Source organism: Clostridium sp. ZS2-4 (assembly GCF_026719745.1).
Taxonomy (GTDB): Bacteria; Bacillota; Clostridia; order Clostridiales; family Clostridiaceae; genus Clostridium_H.
Genome location: NZ_JAPPRQ010000133.1, coordinates 38445 through 60811, shown reverse-complemented (window position 1 = coordinate 60811; position 22367 = coordinate 38445). Strand labels below are relative to the sequence as shown.

19 protein-coding genes, 1 tRNA gene and 1 other annotated feature are annotated in these 22367 nt (G+C 31.6%); of the genes, 1 reads left to right on the top strand and 19 read right to left on the bottom strand.

Going from position 1 to position 22367, the window contains the following annotated elements:
• Window positions 1-611 precede the first annotated feature (611 nt).
• The 9 genes from murD to OIO11_RS15735 form a co-directional block, all read right to left on the bottom strand.
• Window positions 612-1988, bottom strand: a complete 1377-nt coding sequence (gene murD / locus OIO11_RS15775) for a UDP-N-acetylmuramoyl-L-alanine--D-glutamate ligase (protein ID WP_268072398.1) — start codon at window positions 1986-1988, stop codon at window positions 612-614.
• Between the two features lie 410 nt (window positions 1989-2398).
• On the bottom strand, window positions 2399-3790 hold the full coding sequence (locus tag OIO11_RS15770; RefSeq protein ID WP_268072397.1) for a glycine--tRNA ligase: 1392 nt from the start codon (window positions 3788-3790) through the stop codon (window positions 2399-2401).
• Between the two features lie 53 nt (window positions 3791-3843).
• Window positions 3844-4012: a binding site (T-box leader), on the bottom strand.
• 74 nt (window positions 4013-4086) lie between these two features.
• Window positions 4087-4161, bottom strand: a tRNA-Asn gene (locus OIO11_RS15765).
• 237 nt (window positions 4162-4398) lie between these two features.
• The gene (locus OIO11_RS15760) at window positions 4399-5652 is read right to left on the bottom strand and encodes a tyrosine-type recombinase/integrase (protein WP_268072396.1); all 1254 of its coding nucleotides are present in this window, start codon (window positions 5650-5652) and stop codon (window positions 4399-4401) included.
• 99 nt (window positions 5653-5751) lie between these two features.
• Window positions 5752-5949 carry an excisionase gene (locus tag OIO11_RS15755; protein WP_268072395.1) on the bottom strand — a complete coding sequence of 66 codons (198 nt, stop codon included), beginning with the start codon at window positions 5947-5949 and terminating at the stop codon, window positions 5752-5754.
• Window positions 5950-5976: 27 nt separating this feature from the next.
• A complete protein-coding gene (locus tag OIO11_RS15750; RefSeq protein ID WP_268072394.1) occupies window positions 5977-7008 on the bottom strand; it encodes a hypothetical protein in 1032 nt (343 codons plus the stop codon).
• Window positions 7009-7239: 231 nt separating this feature from the next.
• Window positions 7240-7947 (bottom strand): type IV secretory system conjugative DNA transfer family protein, encoded by a 708-nt coding sequence (locus OIO11_RS15745; protein WP_268072393.1) that lies wholly within the window; start codon window positions 7945-7947, stop codon window positions 7240-7242.
• Window positions 7937-8506 (bottom strand): hypothetical protein, encoded by a 570-nt coding sequence (locus tag OIO11_RS15740; RefSeq protein WP_268072392.1) that lies wholly within the window; start codon window positions 8504-8506, stop codon window positions 7937-7939. Before OIO11_RS15740 ends, OIO11_RS15745 begins: the two co-directional genes overlap by 11 nt.
• Window positions 8507-8575: 69 nt before the next feature.
• The gene (locus tag OIO11_RS15735; RefSeq protein ID WP_268072391.1) at window positions 8576-8842 is read right to left on the bottom strand and encodes a hypothetical protein; all 267 of its coding nucleotides are present in this window, start codon (window positions 8840-8842) and stop codon (window positions 8576-8578) included.
• Window positions 8843-9048: 206 nt separating this feature from the next.
• Between OIO11_RS15735 and OIO11_RS15730 the strand changes: the two genes are divergently transcribed.
• Window positions 9049-9639, top strand: coding sequence for a hypothetical protein (locus OIO11_RS15730; RefSeq protein ID WP_268072390.1), 591 nt, complete (start codon window positions 9049-9051; stop codon window positions 9637-9639).
• Between the two features lie 47 nt (window positions 9640-9686).
• On the opposite strand, the gene OIO11_RS15725 is transcribed toward OIO11_RS15730, so the two are convergent.
• The 10 genes from OIO11_RS15725 to ftsH all read right to left on the bottom strand — a co-directional run bounded on the left by OIO11_RS15725 (window position 9687) and on the right by ftsH (window position 22361).
• Window positions 9687-10817: a restriction endonuclease subunit S gene (locus OIO11_RS15725; protein WP_268072389.1), complete on the bottom strand. Its 1131-nt coding sequence runs from the start codon at window positions 10815-10817 to the stop codon at window positions 9687-9689.
• On the bottom strand, window positions 10807-12672 hold the full coding sequence (locus OIO11_RS15720) for an HsdM family class I SAM-dependent methyltransferase (protein ID WP_268072388.1): 1866 nt from the start codon (window positions 12670-12672) through the stop codon (window positions 10807-10809). Before OIO11_RS15720 ends, OIO11_RS15725 begins: the two co-directional genes overlap by 11 nt.
• A 331-nt stretch (window positions 12673-13003) precedes the next feature.
• Window positions 13004-14539, bottom strand: coding sequence for a lysine--tRNA ligase (lysS, locus tag OIO11_RS15715; RefSeq protein WP_268072387.1), 1536 nt, complete (start codon window positions 14537-14539; stop codon window positions 13004-13006).
• 49 nt (window positions 14540-14588) lie between these two features.
• Window positions 14589-15068, bottom strand: coding sequence for a transcription elongation factor GreA (gene greA / locus OIO11_RS15710; RefSeq protein WP_268072386.1), 480 nt, complete (start codon window positions 15066-15068; stop codon window positions 14589-14591).
• A 95-nt stretch (window positions 15069-15163) separates the two neighbouring features.
• Window positions 15164-16024: a hypothetical protein gene (locus OIO11_RS15705; RefSeq protein WP_268072385.1), complete on the bottom strand. Its 861-nt coding sequence runs from the start codon at window positions 16022-16024 to the stop codon at window positions 15164-15166.
• Between the two features lie 78 nt (window positions 16025-16102).
• Window positions 16103-17071 (bottom strand): tRNA dihydrouridine synthase DusB, encoded by a 969-nt coding sequence (dusB, locus tag OIO11_RS15700; protein ID WP_268072384.1) that lies wholly within the window; start codon window positions 17069-17071, stop codon window positions 16103-16105.
• 8 nt (window positions 17072-17079) lie between these two features.
• Entirely contained in the window at window positions 17080-17859 is a 780-nt protein-coding gene (locus OIO11_RS15695; RefSeq protein WP_268072383.1) for a type III pantothenate kinase, read from the bottom strand.
• 212 nt (window positions 17860-18071) lie between these two features.
• Complete coding sequence (locus tag OIO11_RS15690; protein ID WP_268072382.1) at window positions 18072-19742, bottom strand: formate--tetrahydrofolate ligase; 1671 nt, start codon at window positions 19740-19742, stop codon at window positions 18072-18074.
• Between the two features lie 56 nt (window positions 19743-19798).
• Window positions 19799-20185, bottom strand: a complete 387-nt coding sequence (locus OIO11_RS15685) for a thioesterase family protein (protein ID WP_268072381.1) — start codon at window positions 20183-20185, stop codon at window positions 19799-19801.
• A gap of 367 nt (window positions 20186-20552) precedes the next feature.
• On the bottom strand, window positions 20553-22361 hold the full coding sequence (gene ftsH / locus OIO11_RS15680) for an ATP-dependent zinc metalloprotease FtsH (RefSeq protein ID WP_326497944.1): 1809 nt from the start codon (window positions 22359-22361) through the stop codon (window positions 20553-20555).
• Window positions 22362-22367: the final 6 nt, after the last annotated feature.

Sequence of the window (22367 nt, the reverse complement as noted above, 5' to 3'; positions counted from 1 at the left end):
CAGGATCAAACTCTCAATTTAAAAGTTTAATCTATTACTCATGTTTGAATTGACTGACTTTGTTATCTTACTTCTGTTTAATTTTCAAAGACCAATTACTTTGCCGTCATCTGACAGCTTATTTAGTGTATCATCTAAATTTCTTCTTGTCAACAACTTTTTTGAATTTTTTTAATTTTCTCAAATCATCTCAATTCATACTTTGTTGTTTCCTCTCCGCCGCTCTCGCGACGACAAGGAATATCTTATCATGAATCTTACACTAATATAATTCAATATATCTTACCAAATTAAATTACATCATCTTTTCTATCTATACCTTCATTTTTCTACATTATTCTTATACTGATACGCAAGGAGGAGTATACTTTATTATATAAGAATGTTGCCACGCAACATTCTTATATTCCCCAGTCGCCAATCACCAATCCCCCAGTGCAAAGAAAGAACATAAAAGCAATTAAAAACAATAAAAAACTAGACTTAAAGATAGAGCATTTCTATTTTAAGCCTAGTTTGCCTTATTCTAATTTTAGTTTTTCATTAGCAAAACGTTATTGTCTGGGGATTGGCGACTGGTTACTAGAATAAAATTGCTTCACAATTTTATTCTATAATCCATTAACTATCTCTTTAAACCTATTTCCTCTAACTTCAAAGTTATGGAACATATCAAAGCTAGCACAAGCTGGTGATAAAGTAACTATATCCCCTTCTAATGCTAATTCCTTTGCTTTATATACAGCTTCTTCAAAAGTATCTGCCATTAATATTGGTAAATTTATTTGTTTCTCCTTAATAACTTTTTCAAAGGCTTCTTTTATCTTTTCTTTAGTAACACCTACTAATACTAAAACCTTAATTTTACTATACCCTTCCTCCGCTAAAGGTTGAAAAGGTATTTTCTTATCATATCCACCTGCAATTAATATAACAGGTTTTTCAAAAGCATTAAGACCTGCAAGAGTTCTTGTTGGACTAGATGCTATTGAATCGTTATAATATTTAACACCATCTATTTCCCTCACAAACTCACATCTGTGTTCAACCCCAGTAAATGTAGTAGCAACTTTTCTCATATTCTCTATGCTAACATCTTCTGAAACTGTACAAAAAGCTCCTAATAAATTCTCTACATTATGCATACCCTTTAATTTTATTTCTTCCAACTTACATATTTCTTTTTCTTTCAGAAACAGTTTATCACACTCAAAATATGCACCATTTTCTATTTTTTCTTTTATGCTAAATTGCATCACTTTTCCTTTTGCCTCATTTACTGCTGAATTAGTTATATCATTATCTCTATTTAAAACTAACAAATCTTTTTCTTCTTGAAATTTAAAAATATTTTTCTTAGCATCAATATATTCTTTCATATCTTTATGAATATCTAAGTGATTTGGGGTAATATTAGTTACTAATGCACAATCTATATGCACATTCATAGTCATAAGCTGAAAACTAGATAATTCTAGAACAACTTTATCCTTCTGTTGTATCTCTTCAATATTTGCAAATAACGGATTACCGATATTACCTCCAATCCATGTCTTATACCCTTCTGCTCTTAACATATTATATATTAATGTAGTAGTTGTTGTTTTACCATCACTTCCTGTTACTCCAAATACTTTAGCAGGACAATATTTAACAAACTCTTCTATCTCAGAAGTAATATACGCCCCTTCCCCCTTAGCTTTAACTAATGCAGGATTATCTATTCTCATTGACGGTGTCTTAAACACTACATCAAATCCAGTTAATTTATCTAAATAATTAACACCAAGCTCTAAACATATTCCTTTGTTTTTAAATTCTTCTCCTACTTCCCCAAGCTCTTTTTCTTCTTTTTTATCAAATGCAGTTATCTTCGCTCCTAACTTATGCAAAAAATGAATTAAAGGAATATTGCTTATTCCTATTCCAACTACTGCTACCTTTTTGTCTTTTATAAAATCCTTAAATTCTTGAAAATCGTTTTTCATAAAAAAAAACCTCCAAGTCTCAATTTATACTGTTATCTTTTCATTTAATTATAACACTTTATTTACATGATTGCATATATCCAACACTATTTTCCACATAATCTTTATTCAAAATAATTAGAAAATAAAAACTTTAATATTCCTCTTGATATTTGATATTTTCTTATGATATACTATCAAAGTGTCGTGAGAAATCGATAATTAATTCCCCAAATTTAATTAGACGCATAACATATCCCCATTATAAACCTTATTTTCACCGGATGATTTCCGGTGTTTTTTTTTACTCTTATGAGATTATATCCATTTTATTATACATAATAATAAATAAGGCTGTTGATATGTTCATGAACATATCAACAGCCTTATTTAAATCATTAACTCTTTAGGCTTTTATATTTAACTCTCTACTAAAATTCCATTTTCTCTTCTAAGAATTTTTCTAATTCATCTATGCTAATTCTTACCTGATCCATAGTATCTCTATCTCTTATAGTAACAGTATTGTCCTCTAATGTATCAAAATCTACAGTGATGCAATATGGTGTTCCTATTTCATCTTCTCTTCTATATCTCTTACCTATACTTCCAGCTTCATCATAGTCAATATTAAACTTCTTGCTTAGTTTAGCATACACATCCAAAGCTTTTTCTGAAAGCTTCTTAGATAGTGGTAATATAGCTGCCTTGAATGGTGCTAAGGCTGGATGTAAATGAAGTACTGTTCTAGTATCTCCATTTTCAAGTTCTTCTTCATCATAAGCATCCACTAAAAATGCTAAAGCTACTCTATCAGCTCCTAATGATGGTTCAATAACATAAGGAACATATTTTTTATTTGTAGTTGGATCTAAGTATGTTAAATCTTGACCTGAATGCTCCATATGTTGTTTCAAATCATAATCTGTTCTATCAGCAATACCCCATAATTCTCCCCATCCAAACGGGAATAAAAATTCAACATCTGAAGTTGCATTACTATAGAAAGATAATTCTTCTTGAGAATGATCTCTAAATCTTAAGTTTTCTTCTTTCATTCCTAAATTCAATAAGAATTTCCAACAGTAATCTTTCCAGTAATTAAACCATTTCATATCAGTCCCTGGTTCACAGAAAAATTCTAATTCCATTTGTTCAAATTCTCTAGTTCTAAAAGTAAAGTTTCCTGGAGTTATTTCATTTCTGAAAGATTTACCTATTTGACCTATACCAAACGGAACTTTCTTTCTTGAAGTTCTTTGTGCATTTTTAAAGTTAACAAAGATACCTTGTGCTGTTTCTGGTCTTAAATATATCTCTGAAGCAGAATCTTCTGTTACCCCTTGGAAAGTCTTAAACATAAGATTAAATCTTCTTATATCTGTATAATTTTTCTTTCCACATTTAGGACAAACTATATTGTTATCATCTATGTATTTCATTAATTCTTCATTAGTCCAACCGTCAGCACTAACATCATCAATACCATTAGCAGCCATATGTTCTTCTATTATTTTATCTGCTCTAAATCTTGCTTTACATTCCTTACAATCCATTAATGGATCCGAGAATCCTCCAATATGTCCTGAAGCTACCCAAACTTCTTTGTTCATTAATATGCTACAGTCAAGACCTATGTTATATGGACTTTCTTGTATAAATCTTTTCCACCAAGCTTTTTTTACATTGTTCTTAAATTCTACTCCTAAAGGACCATAATCCCATGAGTTTGCAAGTCCTCCATATATTTCTGAGCCTTGAAAAATAAATCCTCTACCCTTACATAAAGCAACTATCTTATCCATTGTTTTTTCAACAGCCATCCTTATATACCTCCTACGAATTTAATTTAAAGTATAAAAAAAAGACCCAACTACCAAGGGACGAAATTTACACTTCCGCGGTTCCACCCTTTTTGGCATTAGCCCTCCTCAAATACAATTGCACTCAAAAGCTCCCTTTATAATATTTCTTTAACTGTTTTCACCAACCACAGTCTCTCTACAAAAGAATTTATTACTACTCTTCTTTATCATTGTGCATTTAAAATTATTTTATTCTTAAAAGTAATTTTACCAAATCACAAATAATTGTCAAGTATATTTACAAAAAATAAAAATGGCTCCGCGAAAAGGATTCGAACCTTCAACCTATCGGTTAACAGCCGAGTGCTCCACCGTTGAGCTATCGCGGAACGTTTAGTACATTATGTATTATATCACTTTATTATAAGAAATGCAAGATATTTTTTCAAATATCTTGCACATTTTTTATTTAGTTGGTTTCATTGTTGGAAAATCATACTGGTTTTTTTATAACTCATTAAAACTCTGTATACCCCTATTTGAGAGTATTCACTTTTTCAGTCTATTTTAAAGCTCTACATACTTCTTTATAAACGGTCGTAATTCCGTCGTAATGTGGTCGTAATCTATATTATACCAGATTGAGCTTTTTTCTGTGTATTAAAATAATTCTCAAAATCAATCAATTCTGCACGTTTAAAATCCTTTGTGGCTTCTGCGTATATATCCATTGTTGTTTCTGCATCCGAATGACCTAATATATCCTGCATAGCTTTAATATTGACACCGGCTTCACACATTCTTGTAGTAAACGTATGTCTTAACGAATGATTACTAAATCGAGGAAGTATTACAATGTCTTTATTTTTCTCTTTATCCAACACCTCATAATTGCAATCACGAATAATCCTTCTTAATGCCTTGTTAAGCGTTCCCTGATGCTGTGTACCACCAAAACGATTGATGAAAATAAAGTCTGTATATCCATCCACAACCGCATTACATTTTAATCCACATTCTTCTTGATACTTCTTTTCTAAAAGAAATGCTTCTTTTACTTTTGGTAACATAGGGATTATTCTTTTCCCAGCTTCTGTTTTTGGTGTATTGATTGCGAATGAACAGCCTTCCTCCTTCCCCCTGCTATAATAAACAAGGGTATGATTAATACTTATCGTTTCATCTTCTAAATCAATGTCACACCAACGCAATCCGGTAATTTCTCCTACTCTCATTCCAGTCCATAACAGCACTATGAAAATAGGATACCATCTGTTGTACTGACCTTGTTCCTGCAAAAATGATTCAAATAAATTTTGTTCCGGTACTGTCAAAGCTCGTCTTTTAACAGAATCAGCATTATGAGCCTTTTTAAGTTCCTTCAATGCATTATCAGATGGATTATATCTTAAATAGTCATCTTCAACCCCAAGTTCAAGAACTTGATGCAATACTGTATGAATATTATCTATAGTTGCTGTTTTTAAATGCTGTGCGTCAGCAAGATGATTATAAAACGCCCTTACATCCGTTCTCTTCAAATCAGCAATTTTTGAATATCCAAAATCCGGCTCAACAAATTGAGTATACATATACTTATAATTTTGAAATGTGTTGTCTTTCAAACCACGTTTCAATTGCACCCACAGATAATATAAATCGTTGATAGTTAAATCGTTTTTATCTGCTCTGATTCCGTCTAAAGCATCTCTTAGAACATCTATTTCCTTATTGCGTAGCTCATCAAGTGTCTTTGCATAAATGGAATGACGCTTACCTTTTTTATCTCTCCACTTATACTCAAACGTGCCATTTGCTCTCTGGTATTCTCCTTCTTTCAATACTCTATTTTTATTGTCCTTACGTCTCTCTACTGCCATGATAAATTCTCCTTTCATAACACTAAAGAGAACACGCTCAAACCTATTATAGCTTGAACGCATTCTTATTGTCTATCATAAAATCACATCAATATTTAATTATATTGAATACGTCTTTTCTAAGTATTCATCAAATAATTTGCGTTTAATGAGCCTTTTACTACCGCACCAGATTACGAATCGACAGTTCTTATCATTTGTGATTTCTCTTAACTTATTGATACCTATACCAAAATATGCTGATGCTTCTTCAAGCGTAAGATTGGATTTTTCCCATATTGGCACTTCTTTAGCCATATAATCACCCCTTTACTCAAGCACCATCTAATCATCAAACAGAAAATCTTCCATATCATCAATTTCTATTAATCCATTTTCGTCACCTAATGCACGTTGCTTTAACTCTTCATAATTTATATATTCACTAGTTGGAATTGAAAATGTTTTATATTCTCCATTTTGTTTATAATGATACACAATCACATCTAATCTTCTAAGAAGTTGATCTATTTTATCCCTATTCCTTTTCTCATACTCTACCATTGAAGAATACACTTCGTCTGGAGGAAATATAGATGTAATGATGCAAGTTGTCCATAAATTATATGTGTTAGCATATCTACAATGCGTTTGAGTTCTACTGTATTTATCCAAAATAGTCAAAAGCTGTCCATACCGCATATTACCTTTAAATTCATCAAGGAATATTATAGGTGGTGCACCTTGATCTATATAAAAATCAAAGCCACCATTTTCAAAGTCTGTAGTCATATAAACCTTTTCCGGCGAATATTTCTCACACAGTTGATAGTAATAATATGTCTTTCCGCTACCCGAATTTCCTACATGCCACTCATTATGAGATTTTTTTATTAAAGGAGTTTCCTTTATACGTTTATCTATATATGCAGATTTTATCATTTTCTCATATTTACGATATCTAAATGATATCTCAAAAATCTCTTCTGGTGTTGCACCACTATTTAATAATTCTTCAATTTCATCAAGATCATTTCTTTTTCCTTGATTGTCTTGTATTACATTTATCCCCTTTACACATAAAACTTGTTCTCCTTTTTCCTCATACTTACCTTCTTTTAATAAGTATGATTTCAAAGCATCTTTACCACTTAATTGTGGTTCTATATGTGCATTAAATAAAATATCAGCCACTTTTTTCAGTGTTGTTGTATTTCCATAACAAGCAATATGTGCATGATAGCATCCATCAAGAGAAACACATACAACAATCCCTGCTTTTCTTCCTTTCCCACTTTCTTCCCAAAATCCAATAAACTTATCCGCTAGATATTCTGGATTCTCATACTCCTCTTTTGTCAATCCTGCTTTTTCCATGTTGGTAATATGAATTGTTCCCACCCAACATCTACCTCTCGTATTAGGGGAAAATCCCAATTTAATCACACACCTTTCTAAAGTCACAAATATAATGTGACCAATACTGTCAGTATATAAGCCAACTAACAAATCAAATCACAATTACGGAAGTGAGTGGGTAATACTAGCCACTCACTTATGTCAAAGGGCAGGCTTACGGCTTCGCCATCGCCACCCTTTGACGGAACATTATCTGTATAACATTCCTTTTGTAATTAATAATTGTTTTAATTTTTCTGGTTCGCTCAAAAATGGAATTTGAATAGTATCAATATCTTTCTCTGGCATAGAAATATAACCACAGCATTTCGGAAGATGTATACTTTTATCAATCTCACAGTTAGGAAATAACATAGCTGCACTTTCAGTTGAAATAGTTGATCCCATATATAACTTTATCCCGAATTGCTCTCGTATGGCTGTATCTAAAACCTTACTATTAAACTGTTGTGATATAAAAAACAATTTATATCCAAAACTTCTTCCCATAAATGCAATATGGCTTATTTTTGTCATTAATTCCTTAAATTCTTTATTGTCTTTACTTAATGCGTAGCTACTAAACTCATCAAAAATAAGATACTGCTCTGATTTACTTTTTTGCTTAATCGTATCAACAAAAGAATTATAAAAAGTATCTAGCAATTTATCACAGTCCGTGTATTCTGCATAGTTTGGAATAATACCCACCCAATCTCCACCTGCTTTAAAATCGCAAATACTGATAGACTTATTTTCAGACAAAAGCTGATTTACAATCATTTGCGCAAGCACAGTCTTTCCACCGCCAGTAATTCCAGATAACAGTATATGTGGTACTTTATTTGTATTCAAGAAAAATGGCGATTTTACACCATTTTTCCAAGATTCCATACTATATCCAAGCTTAATTAACATGCTTTAACTCTGCTTCTAATTCTTCATCACGCAAAATTCCGCCAGACTTATTACTCTTCTGTCGCACTGTCTGACGATACACATTTGCAAACGGATGCATGTCACACTCCCATTCTGCATAATAAATGTATACATCTACATAATCCCTGCCTACCGAATAGGTTACAAACACTTCCCAATTTAATCCATAGTAAGCCATATATTCCCTAAATTTGATAAGTAACAATCGCATGAGTTCCTGCAATTCCGCTTCTTCTAATTCATGATCTGGAACAAATCGAATTCCGACAACTGGAACATTCCTGAATAAATCGTTTACCAATTTTATTTGAAAGACTGCCTTGGCATATGGCTTCGTTACCGCTTTTATATCATTAACAATCGTAATATCGAAAGTATGCCTGATTTGTTGCTCGCTAAAAAGTGCTTTAACAAACTTCATTACATCTTGCTTCAATGCCATAGTAACACCTGTCACATCATAATCCATATGCATCATTTTCTCAATTGCTAAGCCTAATCCTAAAAAGCAGATTAATACTAAAATTAAATTTATCATCGTATATCCTCCATTTCTTTAAATGTGCATGCTAACATTGAATCTCATGTTAGCATGCGTTGGTTATAGTTACTTCAAAATATCAATTCTCTTGATTGGCTGAAATGTTCCCCTTGCTGTCGTGATAGCTTTATCGTAAAGAATATCGATATCCATACCAATCTTTAGTCCAGAACAATCAATGTCACCTACATATATTGAATCAACTTTAACACCCATGCATCCTCTTCCAGCTTCTGCATTGGAATAATACATGTTGAATTCATCTGTGACTTGCAATGTTGTATTCTTACCTCCATTGGCGTTAGTCGTATAATTTAGTCCCACTAAATGCATAACAACATTTTCCCTTCTTTGGTGGCGTCCCACCTTACTCGCTCGCTGTACTTATATTTAATCATATTTTTCATTATTCATAGAGCATTATTGTTTTTAATACATGTTCAGCTTTTCTTTTTATATGCTCATATAACTTTTTTATATGTCCTTTACTTTTTAGTCTAAAACTTGTAAAATAAGACTAAAAGTAGAGGAGTTTTTTTATGTATAAACTAAATTTTACAATCTCATTAAACACATACACCAACCTCAATCGTTACGCATCATCTTTAAATCTTCCTATTCAAACAATAATTCGATTTTTATTAACTGAACAATTACATTCATTTGAATTAGATAAACCAAACTTCGAAGCCAATTACAAGAATTGCAAATTCAAAGATACATTTGGCACTTCGGATTCTTATGGTAAAGAAAAAAAACCAAAACATTATTCTATGGAAGTTGCTGAATACATATATAACGGCATCTATAACCTAAAACAAATATATGAAACCAAAACAAATATTATTGTAAACAATCTTCTTCACATTGGCATAATTGAAAAACTAGCTTCATTTGACATAGAATGTTCTTCCGAATATAACGACATTTTACCTAATACTAAACAATACTCCATACCACTATCCAAACAATTCACATACCGCTTGCAGGATATTTCAAAAATAACTGGTATAAAAACTAATCAACTTATATCATTAATTATTGGTAACTATCTAATTGAACATTTTTCAGAATATGATGACAACTTTTATGTAAGTAACACCGGAAAAACTTATACTGGTATTTGGTAATATAAAATAAAAAAAAGACTACTGATTAAGGTAGTCTCTACTGCTAATTATTTTATCCTATCGCTATATGGTAGTGATTTCATGTATTCCTCTATCCATTCCCAGTCTGGCATATGCCCATCATCTGAATACTTGCTTTCTTTATCTATTACACACCCTGTTGAATTCTTTTTCACTGGCAATTTTATTGTAAAATCTTTTCTAAAATGAGCATTCAGTTCTCTTCCAAATGCTTGATATTTTATTTTACATTCATTTCTAATAAGAGTTGCTATGAACAATTTTACATATGATGATAGGTTTTCTCTCTCTTGTAATATTCCAACGTTTTGAGCAGTATAAAATGGAGCTGTCTGCATAAAACAAGAACCCAAAAAGCTTCCTCCGAGTGCTAAAGACATTGCCCCAGCAGGAAAAGGCTCTTCCCCTTCTATTTCATCTACATATCCGACAACTCCATTTCCATTACTATTACGAGATACATAATTATATTTAGGCTCATCTGTTGTTGTGTTTTGTGCATCTATTCCGTTTCCCATTTTTGTATCAAATAATTTATGTAAATAGAATTCTTTCCATGTGCTTGTATCTAAACTCAATGCATTTTCTGGCAAAATTGTAGTTGTTAGCGGCGTATTATTTAATGATTCTATATATGAATTCATCCAATCCCAATCAGGAACATACCCATCATTCGAATACTTTTTATTTGTATCTATCAAATAGGTTCCATCCTCATTTTTAACAACTGGTAGTTTAATAACATCATTCATATAATTTGTTTCTGTAACTTTTCTCCCATACGCATATTTAAATCTATTAGCCGTTAAAAGTGTTTTAATAAATAAATATCTATTTGTAGTTGCAATTGAATCATCCAATAATAAAATTTTTGCAGAATCGCCAACCACACATCCTTCTACCTGAAATGAAACAAACCCAGCAGAGCCACTTCTAGCAACTGTTAAACAAGGTTTTTCTGTATATGTATACCCCATTTCTTTACAATAGTCTAAATCTATTTTTCCTAACACTCCATTATTATCTTCACCGCTTTGAACAACATTAATTTCGCCCTCATGATTCTCTATTTCTTGTTTTGTTATTCCTTTACCATTCATGATGGTTAATATTAAAGATACCTTGAATTCTTTCCATTCATTAATATTAAGCTTCATTTACTTTTCCATCCTTAACAAGATATGCTAAATAATTATTTAAGGTAGTTTGAAAATCATCTGTAGTTAAAGTTGTGTAATCTGTCTCCATATATGCTTCTGCTAACCATTCATCTTGCCACGTTACCTTATGCATCACAGATAAACCTGGGACTACTTTTTTGTTTTTATACAAATCAAGCCACATTTTTTCGGTTGCGACCCATAAACTGTTATTGTTTGAATCAGTTTTCTCTATTCTGCCTAGTCCCTTGCGTTTGATAAACTTATCATCCGTAAAATATCCAAAAAAAGTATCCTTATTAGAACGCTCATGTTTTTGTGATAAATCAAAAATCATGCAACAAGCAACTGCTGCTGCTCCTGGATAGAACATCTCTCTAGGTAATGAAAAAACTGCTTCCAATGTATAATTTTCAAGCATCTTCTTTTTAAAATCTTTTACATCACCAGAATTTCCTATTGCCGCCTGCATTGGAAGAAGAACTGCCATTTTGCAATTATTCGACACATGTTGTGCGACCCATTCTACGAAATGAAACCCCTTTGATGGGTCTTCTTTCTTTTTTGCATCCCATTTTTTTGTATATTCAGAATCACAGCACTTTTTGGTTGCATTATAAGGCGGATTCATTAAAACTATATTTATATCATTGTCTTCAATCCATTTTCCTCTGTTAAACATTGAGTCTTGAACAACATTTGAATTTCCATCCCCATGTATTAACATATTAGTAGACGATAATCCAAAGGCGCCTTCTTCGTACTCTATCCCAAATATTTGATTACGTTTAACTTCATCTCTTTCCTCTTCTGTATCACAGTCATCCATAGCGTCTGTCATTGCTCTTACCAAAAATGCTCCGCTCCCACAACATGGGTCAAGAACTTTTGAATTTTTGTTTACTCCAACTACTTTGCTCATAAAATCACATATGTGGTCAGGTGTGAAAGCCTGATTTTTATCTGATTTTCCTACATACTTATTAAATGTTGTAAAAAAGAGATTTAGTAAGTCTTGACCAGCTGTATTTTTATCATTTATATAAGGTACAACATTTTCATCGATAAACAACAGAATATCTTTAATTTCTTCATACGTTAAGCTCGATACATCTTGGTCATCAAGAACCTTATTATTTAATATGGCAAGTTTGGATGCCTTATTTATACTACCACTTTTCGTAAGAAGCCCTTCAAGAATATTTTTAATATTATTAATTACAATAGTTTCTGGCATTAAGTCTTTACCAGTTTTAGGGTCTATGGATTTCTTTATATCTTTATATACTAATCCATTCTTTAATGCCAACAAACATGTTCCTACAAATTGGCTTCTCAACTTTTCATTTATTCCATCTGAATGAAGTTTTTCATTTAACGATTTAATCGAATCAACAATTTTAATTTTATCATTTACTTTTCCAAAACATAACTCCTCATATTCTTCAAAAGTTTTTAAATTTTTTTCAGTTGCATCTCTATGCTCTTCATCAATAATTACAGATTGCCCATACCAAACCCAAATATCCTCTCCGTCCGTTTCAGCCAAAATTGCAACAATTTTTTTATCAGAATAGGCTTTTTCAAATCTTACATAATCTTGTAACTGTTCTCGAATTTTAGCTGCATCCCATTTACTAAATTTATTTTTACATTCAATCAATATTACAAGTCTTTCATTCTCAAATCTTATATCTAAAAACTGATGTTTTGTTCCCGTCTTTCCTTTTTGATAATCCTTAATATCTTTCCCTACACTCTTTAGTGCTTGCGCATAGCTAAATTCGCCTGTCTCTGTATTACCAATATGATACCTATCTCCAATTTTATTAATTATATCTATTCTCTTCATAAATGTAATCCTCCGCTTTGTTTTGTATTTTGAGAGTTCCCATTTTGAAAAATAATCTTAGACGTTTCTAATCTAACCGCTTACTTTAATATATCTAATTCTTCTTCACTAACTCTAATACTCATTGAAATTGTTTTATTCATATTAAAGCCATCCTGAATTCAATTATAAAATTAGTGCGCTACATTCGCAATACAAACCTCCACGTAATACTAAAAAAATAGAATCTCCTTTTTTCAAGAGATTCTATTTGAACGTGTTCTCTTTATTTGGTCGTAAATCGGTTGTAAATTTTGCATTTCAACCGATAAAACCCTTAATTTTACTAAACTTATTGTTTTGTTGGTTTCATTGTTGGGAATAATATAACATCTCTTATTGAATGAGAATCCGTTAAGAACATTACAAGTCTGTCTATTCCCATTCCCATACCACCTGTTGGAGGCATACCGATTTCTAAAGCATTTATGAAATCATCATCCATCATATATGCTTCATCATCACCAAGTTCTCTTTCTCTTAATTGTTGAAGGAATCTTTCCTTTTGAACTATCGGATCATTTAATTCTGAATATGCATTGCAAAGTTCTCTACCATATACAAAACCTTCAAATCTCTCAGTTAATTCTTCATTACCTCTCTTTTTCTTAGTAAGAGGTGAATTCTCTACTGGATAATCACATATAAAAGTAGGCTGCATTAATTTTTCTTCTGCATATTCCTCAAAGAAAGCTACTAAAATATCTCCCTTTGTGCAATCCTTAAGTTCTTTTTTAAGTTCTAATCCCTTTTCTTTAGCTAATTCTCTAGCTTCTTCAGTTGATTTTATTTCATTAAAATCAACATCAGCATATTCTTTAACTGCATCTACCATAGTCAGTCTTCTCCATGGTGGAGCAAAGTCTATTTCAGCACCTTCATACACAACCTTAGTTGTTCCATTAACTTTTTCACAAATATAAGCTACCATATTTTCAGTAATTTCCATCATATCGTTATAATCAGAATATGCTTCATATAATTCTATAGAAGTAAACTCTGGATTATGTCTTATATCTATACCTTCATTTCTGAAGTTTTTACCTATTTCATATACCTTTTCAAATCCACCTACTATAAGTCTTTTTAAATATAACTCTGGCGCTATTCTTAGGTACATATCAACATCTAATGCATTATGATGTGTTATGAATGGTTTAGCCGCAGCACCACCAGCTATAGGTGAAAGTGACGGTGTCTCTACTTCTATAAAATCTCTATTATCCAAAAACTCTCTCATAGCTTTTATGATAGCTGTTCTCTTCATAAGTGTTTGTCTTGCTTCCTGATTCATTACTAGATCTATATATCTTTGTCTATATCTTAAATCTGGGTCTTTTAGTCCATGGAATTTCTCTGGAAGTGGCTTTAAAGATTTTGTCAAAAGTTGAAAATCTTTTATTTGAATAGTAACTTCTTCTGTTTTAGTTTTAAATACTGTACCTGTTATTGATACAAAATCACCAATATCAAAAGTCTTGTATTCTTTTAATTTTTCTTCTCCAACATTATCTATCTTTATGTATAACTGCATTTTGCCATATCTATCGTGAACATCAGAGAACCCAGCTTTTCCATGTACTCTCTTAGACATAAGTCTGCCCGCTATAGTTACAGCTTTGCCTTCAAGTTCCTCATAATTATCTTTAATCTGTTCAGTCGTATGAGTTCTTTCTACTTTATATACATCAAAAGGATCTTTCCCCGCTTCTTGTAAAGTAGATAACTTTTGTCTTCTCTCTTTAATAAGATTATTCATTTCAGCTTCTTGCTTGGCCTCTAATTTTCTTTGCTTAATTTCTTCCTTTGTTAATTGTTTTTCCGCCATTCGTGCATCCCTCCACTTTCAGATGTAATTACTTTACTACATATATAGTTTATATTCTAATATCTAAAATTTCAAATTTACTAATTCCATCTGGAACTGGAACATCAACTATATCTCCAATTTTTTTACCAATAAGAGCATTACCTACTGGTGATTCATTCGAAATTTTATTTTCCATAGGATCAGCTTCTGCCGAACCTACAATATGAAATTCTACTTCTTCATCAAAATCATAATCTTTTACCTTTACAAAAGAACCAACACTTACACTTTCTAGTGATATTTCACTTTCATCAACTACATTTGCATTTCTTAGCATATTTTCGAGCTGTATTATTCTTCCTTCAACAAATGCTTGTTCATTTTTAGCTTCATCATACTCAGAGTTTTCACTTAAATCTCCATAAGAAATAGCAACTTTTATTTTCTCAGTTATTTCTTTTCTTTTAACCGTTTTAAGATATTCTAATTCATCTTCTAATTTTTTTACACCTTCACTTGTCATAATATATTGTTTTGAATCGCTCATTTTTTTACTCCCCTTTAAATAATAATTTATTTAAAATTTCTGTATTATTTTACATGTAATTATTTAAGTTATTATAAAACAGGAACTTTCTTATGTCAACACGTTTCTTGAATTTTTTTCCATAATATACTATGTTCTAATACTTTATAGCTTTTAAACTTAATTTCTCCCATGAAAATTTCTTTTTCTTGAAGAAATTCACCAATATCTTTTATTTTCTCCCTACTAAATACAGCACCTAGCAATTCTGGTGTTACATTTACTCCTTCTATATCCCATGGTGTAAGATAAGTTACTTCGTTAACTGCTATATCTTCTGTTTCTTGTGGGATATACATATTATCCAGGTACCATACAGGACATTTTTTTGAAACAACTAAGGATCTGGAAGTAATTATAAAATCTGAATCTCCAACAGCATATTTCCTATCATTAGTTACTATAGGTGAAATCCCATAATTTGATACTATATAATCACATAACATCCTTGTTTTCTTTATATTATTCGATAGTAATATAAAACGTCTTGCCTTTTTTGCCAATTCATAAATTATATATTTATTTATATCATCTGCAGCATCATATACTAAAATGCAATCTTGCTTAATACTCTTTTTTCTAGTCATAAGAATCAATTGTATGCTTTTTACTACACTGTACGCAAAAATCTTCTTTTGCAATTCACTATAAAAATAATAATCCATTTTTCTAAAGGTTTTCAGGGCCAAAATTGAATTATCACTGCCAAACCTTTTATTAATACTAAATATATTTCTTTTAAAGGCACTTTCATTAAAATTAGGTGGAAGTTTTACTTTTAATATAGAAATCTCTAAATTTTTTATGAAACTCTCACCCTCATATTTAGTATTAAATTTATCTTTTATCTTTCCCCAAAACCCGTTGTCATCATACATTTTTTGCAAATTAGAATCAATATATATAATTTTATTCATGACTTACCTGCAATTTATTATTTATATATTTATTTTATTAATTGCATATATAATAAATTACATTTCTCATAAAAAAATTTATTTTCTTAGCATATTCTTATATTCCATTAAAATATTCATAACATTTTTACTATCTTTTTCTGTATTAACTTTATTTTTAATTTCCGTACAATTTCGAACACCTTTTATATACCACGCAATATGCTTTCTCATTTCTCTAACTGCCTTAGCTTCTCCATGGTAATGTACCGCAATTTTCAAATGCCTAATACTCATTTCTATTTTTTGTTCATCACTTGGATATATAACCTCTTCACCTCTTAAAGCCTGAGTTATTTGCTTAAATATCCAAGGGTTTCCCATCGATCCTCTGGCAACCATTATTCCGTCACATTTAGCAAGTTTATTAAGTTCTATTGCATCCTCAGCTGAAAATACATCCCCATTCCCAATCACAGGAATTTTCACAGCCTCTTTTACTTTCTTTATTATATCCCAATCTGCTTTCCCTTCATACATTTGAGCCCGTGTTCTTCCATGAACAGCGACTACATCAGCACCAGCCTGTTCCATTTCTTTTGCAAAATCTACCGCATTAATATTATTCTCATCAAAACCTTTTCTAAACTTAACAGTTACAGGTTTTTCTGAAACCTTTTTCATCTCTTTTACTATCTCTGCCGCCAACTTAGGATTTTTCATGAGAGCTGACCCCTCGCCGTTCTTAACTATCTTTGGTACAGGACAGCCCATGTTAACATCAATTACACAAATATCATTATTTGTATTAAAAATCTCACAAGCTTTTGCCATAATATTGGGGTCATTTCCAAATATTTGTACCGCTATAGGTTTTTCTTCCTCACTAACTTCAAGTAGTTGTTTTGTGTTTTTGCTGCCGTAATAAAGCCCTTTTGCACTTATCATCTCTGTATAAACCAGGTCACATCCCATTTCTTTACACAGCCCTCTAAAAGAAATATCTGTAACCCCCGCCATAGGCGCTAAAAATACATTATTATCAAATTCTAAATTTCCTATTTTCATATATATACCTACTCTTTATTCTTTTCATAAATTACTCTTAGTCCTTCTAATGTTAAAAATGAATTAACCTCATCTATAGTTGTTGATTCTTGTGCAATGAGGTTTGCAAGTCCTCCAGTTGCTACAACAAAAGGTTCTTCTTCTCCCATTTCAATCATTTCATTTTTCATTTTTGATACTATGTAATCAACTTGCCCAATATATCCGTAAACTATACCTGACTGCATACTTGCAACAGTACTTTTACATATGACACATTTAGGCTTTGCAAGCTCAATTCTTGGAAGCTTAGCTGCTTTTTCAAATAAAGCATCTGCCGAAATCTTTACCCCTGGGCATATTGCACCACCTAAGTAGTCACCTCTTTTTGTTATAGCACAAAAAGTCGTAGCAGTTCCAAAATCTATTATAACCAAAGGTCTTCTATATATTTCATGGGCTGCTACGGCATTAACTATTCTATCTGCTCCTACAAATTTAGGATTATCATATTTTATATTTATTCCCGTCTTTACTCCCGGCCCTACTACAATAGGATCTAATTTAAAATATTTTCTTATCATATGTTCAATTGAATACATAATATTAGGAACTACGGAAGATATTATTACACCTCTTATATCGGAGGGATCTATATTATTATGTGAAAATAATTTTAAGACTTGAATTCCATACTCATCAGCAGTTCTTTTAGCATCAGTCCCTATCCTACATTCCATGATAAGCTTATTATCTTTAAAAATTCCTAGTACAATGTTAGTATTTCCTGCATCTAAAACAAAAATCACTGCAATACACTCCTTAATAAAATTATAAGAGCAGTATACAACTGCTCCCTTAGCAAATCATATTGCCATCTTAATATCAATTTAATTTTAACAATTGGTGATAATTTGTCAAGTAAAACTTCTATGTACTATTGGTTAATATAAATAACGAACTTTAAAACTTAAAGTTCGTTATTGTTAGCAATGATATGTTTCAAAAATTTATTTCATCTTTAAAATAATCCCTCGATAGTTCCATCTTCCAATATATCCATTCTATTGGCAGCCGGAATTTTTGGCAGTCCTGGCATAGTCATTACGCCTCCAGTTAAAACTACAATAAATCCAGCACCATTAGAAACCTTAACTTCGCTAACACTAATACTAAAGTTCTCTGGCTTTCCTAACAATTGAGGGTTATCGGAAAGAGAATATTGAGTTTTAGCTACACATATAGGTAATTTATCTAACCCTAATTTTTCAATATCTTTAATTTGCTTTTCTGCAGCATTAGTATATGAAACATCATCAGCTCCATAAATTTCTCTAGCTATAATACCCATTTTTTCTTTTATAGGTAACTCTTTTTCATACAAACACTTAAACTTGCTTTCATCTTTTTCAATTGTATTTAAAACTTTTTCAGCTAGAGATATTCCACCTTCTCCACCTTTTTCCCATACTTCAGTAAGTGCAACATCTACTCCTAAAGTATTACAGAAGTTTTGTATATATTCTATTTCTTCATTACTATCAGTAATAAATTTATTTATAGCCACCACTACTGGCACACCATATTTTCTTATATTTTCAATTTGTTTTTCTAAGTTCCCAATACCTTTTGATAGTTTTTCAACATCTGGATTGCTTAATTCTTCCTTAGAAGCACCTCCATGATGTTTTAAAGCTCTTATAGTTGCAACTATAACAACACAATCAGGTTTTAATCCACCATATCTGCATTTAATATCTAAAAATTTCTCTGCACCAAGATCAGCTCCAAATCCAGCTTCTGTTATTGCATAATCTCCAAGCTTTAACGCCATTTTAGTTGCAAGAATACTATTGCAGCCATGAGCAATATTAGCAAAAGGTCCTCCATGGATTATTGCAGGAGTATTTTCTAAGGTTTGAACAAGATTAGGCTTTACAGCATCTTTCATCAACAACGCCATAGCCCCTTGCACACCTAATTCTCTGCAGTATACAGGCTCTCCATCAAGATTATATGCCACAAGAATATTCCCCATTCTTTCTTTTAAATCCATTAAACTATTTGATAGACATAGTATAGCCATTATTTCCGAGGCAACAGTTATCATAAATCCGTCTTCTCTAGGAAATCCATTAGGTTTTCCACCCATACCTACAACAATATGTCTAAGAGCTCTGTCATTCATATCCATAACTCTTTTAAATATGATACGTCTTTGATCAATTCTAAGAGAATTTCCTTGATGTATATGATTGTCTATAGCCGCTGCAAGTAGATTATTAGCTGCTGTTATAGCATGCATATCTCCTGTAAAATGTAAATTTATATCTTCCATAGGAACCACTTGAGAATATCCTCCTCCAGCCGCTCCTCCTTTTACTCCAAATACTGGTCCAAGAGATGGTTCTCTTAAAGCAATTATAGCATTTTTATTTAATTTATTAAAAGCCTGACCAAGCCCCACTGTAACTGTTGATTTTCCTTCTCCTGCTGGTGTTGGATTTATAGCAGTTATAAGTATTAATTTTCCGTCTTTTTTAGTAGTTTCTCTTTTCAGCATATCTAATGATATTTTACATTTATATTTACCATATAATTCAATATCATCATCCTTTAAACCTATCTTTTCTGCAATTTCTACTATAGGCTTCATACTAGCACTTTGTGCAATTTCGATATCGCTTTTCATGTTAATTCACCCCATTTAAAAATTAACAGGAATATATCAATATTCCTGTTAAAAGATTATTTTTCAATTTTCTTTACAAAATCGTCGTGATTTACTATATATCTAGTGTGTGTTCCTTCACCTATTTTTGCAACTTCATCATAAGCTTCAACTTCAAATACTAGTTTTTTACCCGCAATTTTCTTTAATGTAGATATGCATTTTACCTTCATACCTATTGGAGTTGCTTTCATATGTTTTACACTAATGTCTATTCCAACTGTAGTGTATCCTTCTGGCAAACTGTCTTTTACACTAGTTTGAGCTGTGTTTTCCATTAATCCAACCATAGAAGGTGTTGAATATACATCCACTAGTCCTGATCCAACCTTACTTGCAGAATCGTTTTCACTTGCAACAATTTCCATAGTTCCTTTTGTTCCTTCTAATAAATTAAATTCCATATAACCACCCCTTCAAAATTATATATAAGCACAATAAAGCTATAGCTTTATTATGTCCATTTGACCTTATTATATTAAGTTAACAGTATTTATCATCAACACTACTAATTATAATTAAAAAAAAGCAAAAAGTATAGGGTATACACTAAACTTATACTAATTCTTTCGACATACGCACAAATATATAGTATAATACCCTTTTTTTATGCAATTTATCACCTTTTTTCAAACTATATAACATTTGTTTTAGTTGAATTATATTGAAATAAAAAATCAAAATTCCGGTAAAAATTAAATTTTTACCGGAATTTTGATACTAAACATCTAACTTTTTAATATTTATTTTTTTAAGCAATTGTACTCATATCTATATCTCTTTTACTATAGCCTTAAATTCCTCAGCACCAATTTTTTCTTTCTCAAGAAGTGCTTTAGCTACAGCGTGAAGCTTATCTTCATGTTCTTTCAGTATATTTTCCGCTCTTTTATAAGCTGTATCTACTAATGCTTTTACTTCTTTATCTATTTCAAAAGCAACTTCTTCACTATAATTTTTTGCTTTTCCTAGGTCTCTACCTAAAAATACTTCATCATGACCGCTTCCAAAAGTTATAGTTCCTAATTTTTCACTCATACCATATTCCATAACCATTTTTCTAGCGACAACAGAGACTCTTTGTATGTCACTTGAAGCACCTGTACTTATATCTCCAAGTATCATTTGTTCTGCAACTCTTCCACCTAAAAGCCCAACCATCTCATCTTTTAATTTTGATTTAGATGTATAAGCTGTATCTTTTTCTGGAAGATGCATAGTATATCCTCCAGCCATACCTCTTGGAATTATACTAATTTCATGTACTGGATCAGAATGCGGTGTAAACTCCATAACAATAGCATGACCTGCTTCATGATACGCCGTAAGCTTTCTATCTTCATCGTCTATAACTCTGCTCTTTTTCTCCGGTCCCGCTATAACCCTAGTTATAGCTTCTTCAAGTTCTTCCATTCCTATTACTTTTTTATTACCTCTAACTGCAAGCAACGCAGCTTCATTCATTAAGTTTTCAAGATCAGCTCCTACAAAACCAGGAGTTCTTTTTGCCAAAACGTCAAGTTTAACTTCATCTGATAATGGCTTATTCTTGATATGAACCTTTAATATTTCTTCTCTTCCCTTCACATCTGGAGAACCAACTAAAATTTGTCTATCGAATCTACCTGGTCTTAAAATTGCTTTATCCAGTATATCTGGTCTATTTGTAGCTGCTAGTAAAATTATCCCTTCATTTACTCCGAATCCATCCATTTCAACTAACAGTTGGTTAAGTGTTTGTTCTCTTTCATCATGTCCGCCGCCAAGTCCAGCACCTCTTTGCCTACCAACAGCATCAATTTCGTCAATAAATATTATACATGGAGCATTTTTCTTTGCTTGTTCAAATAAATCTCTAACTCTTGATGCACCAACACCAACAAACATTTCAACAAAATCTGAACCCGATATACTGAAAAATGGCACTCCCGCCTCTCCCGCTATAGCTTTAGCCAGAAGCGTTTTACCAGTTCCTGGAGGTCCTACAAGAAGTACTCCTTTAGGGATTCTGGCTCCCATTTCCAAATATCTCTTTGGTTGTTTTAAGAAATCAACTATTTCTTCTAACTCTCCTTTTTCTTCATCTGCACCAGCCACATCCTTAAAAGTTACCTTTTGCTTATCTGGGGTAGCCATCTTAGCTCTACTTTTACCAAAGTTCATTACTCCTCTGTTGCCGCCACCACCTTGAGACTGCTGCATAAACATAAACCAAAATCCAACTAACATAAGTATTAGGAATATAGTCGGAAGCCAATTTACCCATATAGGCATAGAAGTTGGTTTTTCAAATCTAACTTCTGCTGTTGCATTAGGATTTTCTTTTATAATATCTATTAATAGAGTTTCAGGAATTACTGATTCAAATTGAGTTTTATCCTTATCCTTTAATTCACCAATTACTGTTCTTCTATCTTGTTTAACTTCGACTCTGGAAATATTATCTTTAACTAAATATTGTTTAAACTGATTATATGAAATCAAACTAGCACTTTTATTTGTTTCAAGCAAAGCTAAAGCAGCTAATATAACCATCATAAATACAATTATCCATGCTGTTGCGCTGGAAAACTTTTTCACATTAAA